Origin of the sequence: Acidaminococcus sp. CAG:542 (assembly GCF_000437815.1) — a bacterium.
Taxonomy (GTDB): Bacteria; Bacillota; Negativicutes; order Acidaminococcales; family Acidaminococcaceae; genus Acidaminococcus.
On sequence record NZ_FR902078.1, the window covers coordinates 6,156 to 8,339 of the forward strand.

The following is a 2,184-nucleotide window of genomic DNA, read 5'->3' on the forward strand; positions in this document are numbered from 1 at the left end:
GGCTTCCCCGGCTGCAATGCTGGCAGCGCTGCCGCCGGAAGAACCGCCGGGCACCCGGGACAGATCCCAGGGGTTGTGAGTGATCTGGAAATGGGAGGTTTCCGTGGTGGACCCCATGGCGAATTCATCCATGTTGGTCTTGCCCAGGAAAATGGTTTCGTCCTTCCGCAGGTTTTCGATGACGTGGGCATCGTATACCGGCACGAAGTTTTCCAGGATCTTGGAGGCGCAGGTCATCCGGACACCCTTTACGCTGATGTTGTCCTTGATGGCGCCGGGGATCCCGGCCAGGGGTTTGATGGTCTCGCCGTCGGCGATCATCTTGTCCACTTTGGCTGCCTGGGCCAGGGCATTTTCCTTGTCCAAGGTAATATAGGCCTTGACCTGGTCTTCCACTTCGTCGATCCGGTCATAGACCGCTTTGGTCAGTTCCACGGAGCTGATTTCTTTCTTCACCAGCTTGTCATGGAGCTCATGTGCAGTTTCACTGTATAAAGCCACTGTTCTGCCTCCTCTTATTCGATAACCCGGGGAACTTTGAAGCCGCCTTCATATTCCTCCGGAGCATTCTTCATGGCGTCCTCGTGGGACAGGCTCTCAACAGGAACGTCTTCCCGCAGCACATTGCTGATGGGAAGCACATAGGGAGAAGGTTCGATTCCCTTGGTATCCACTTTCTTTAAGATTTCAGCATAATTCAAAATCTGGTTGAACTGCTCAACAAACTTGTCCATTTCATCGTCCGGAACATTTAACCGGCACAGATTTGCGATATGCTTTACATCATTGACTGTAACGCTCATTTTTTCACCGCCTATCGAAAATCTATTCCAGCAGGGCAGTCAGGGCCCGCCGGAACCAGTTTTACTAAAAGATTATATCACAGTCCCATCATTTAGAAAACCATTTTGCCCGTCTTTCCCTGTCTCCATGCCCGTTCCGGCCCCTTGACAAAATTTCCGGGAACAGGTAATGTATTCCTATATAAATAGTATGCATTATTGGCACCCTGTGCCCTGCAAGGAGGAAAAAAATCATGAAATTCACCACTGCCTGTATCCACGGAGGCGGCCCCAACGATGCCACCGGCGCCGTCTCTCCGGCTCTGTATCTCACATCCACTTTTGCCCATCCCGGCCTGGGGAAATCCACCGGCTGGGCCTATACCCGGGAATCCAACCCCACCCACGCCAGACTGGAAAAAGTCCTGTCCACCCTGGAAGGGGGCACCGATGCCCTGTGCTTTTCCTCCGGCATGGCAGCCATTGATGCGGTGATGCGGCTTTTTGCCCCGGGAGACCACCTGATCACCGGTTTCGACCTGTACGGCGGGTCCTTCCGGCTGTTCCGGACCACCTATGAGCCCCTGGGCCTGACCTTCACCGCCGTCCACACCAGTGATCTGAAGGCCGTGGAAGAGGCCATCACCCCCGCCACCAAAGCCATCTATCTGGAAACTCCCACCAACCCCACCATGGAAATCACGGACCTGGAAGCCATCAGCGAACTGGCCCACAAACACGGGATCCTGGTGATTGTGGACAATACCTTCCTGTCCCCCTATTTCCAGCGGCCTCTGACCCTGGGAGCGGATATTGTGGTCCACAGCGGCACCAAGTACCTGGCCGGCCACAATGACTCCCTGGCAGGGTTTGCCGTCAGCCGGGAAGCGGAGGTGGCCGCCCGGCTCCGGACCATCTACAAGACCACCGGGGCCGTGCTCAGCGTCTTCGATGCCTGGCTCCTGCTCCGGAGCCTGAAGACCCTGCCGGTGCGGATGAAACAGCACCAGGAAAATGCCCTGTACCTGGCCCAGTGGCTGCGGGAACAGCCCCTGGTGGAAAAGGTGCTGTATCCCGGCCTGCCGGACCACCCGGGCTATGAAATCCAGAAGAAACAGGCCAACGGATTCGGAGGGATGATTTCCTTCTATGTGAAATCCCCGGAAGCCGCCAAGACCATCCTGGAAAAGATCCATCTGATTCAGTTCGCGGAAAGCCTGGGAGGCACCGAAAGCCTGCTCACCTATCCCATTACCCAGACCCATGCGGACCTGACCCCGGAAGAAGCGGAAGAAAAGGGCATCACCCACACCCTGCTCCGGTTCTCCGTAGGCCTGGAAGACAAAGAAGACCTGCGGGACGACCTGGCCCAGGCCTTCGAGCAATGTAAATAACAAAAGAG

General features: G+C 56.0%; 3 protein-coding genes. 1 reads left to right on the plus strand and 2 read right to left on the minus strand.

What is annotated here, in order from left to right:
- A partial coding sequence (locus QVO43_RS05940; protein ID WP_288174622.1) for an amidase occupies positions 1 to 501 on the minus strand: 501 nt, incomplete at its 3' end.
- A gap of 14 nt (positions 502 to 515) precedes the next feature.
- Positions 516 to 803 carry an Asp-tRNA(Asn)/Glu-tRNA(Gln) amidotransferase subunit GatC gene (gene gatC, locus QVO43_RS05945; RefSeq protein ID WP_022487634.1) on the minus strand — a complete coding sequence of 96 codons (288 nt, stop codon included), beginning with the start codon at positions 801 to 803 and terminating at the stop codon, positions 516 to 518.
- A 233-nt stretch (positions 804 to 1,036) separates the two neighbouring features.
- On the opposite strand from gatC, the gene QVO43_RS05950 reads away from it, so the two are divergent.
- Positions 1,037 to 2,176 carry a trans-sulfuration enzyme family protein gene (locus QVO43_RS05950; RefSeq protein WP_022487635.1) on the plus strand — a complete coding sequence of 380 codons (1,140 nt, stop codon included), beginning with the start codon at positions 1,037 to 1,039 and terminating at the stop codon, positions 2,174 to 2,176.
- The last annotated feature ends 8 nt before the right edge of the window (positions 2,177 to 2,184 follow it).

What these genes read in the sequence shown, in the direction of transcription:
- gatC (WP_022487634.1), bottom strand. Translation starts at nt 803, where the DNA reads ATGAGCGTTACAGTCAATGATGTAAAGCATATCGCAAATCTGTGCCGG.
- QVO43_RS05950 (WP_022487635.1), top strand. Translation starts at nt 1,037, where the DNA reads ATGAAATTCACCACTGCCTGTATCCACGGAGGCGGCCCCAACGATGCC.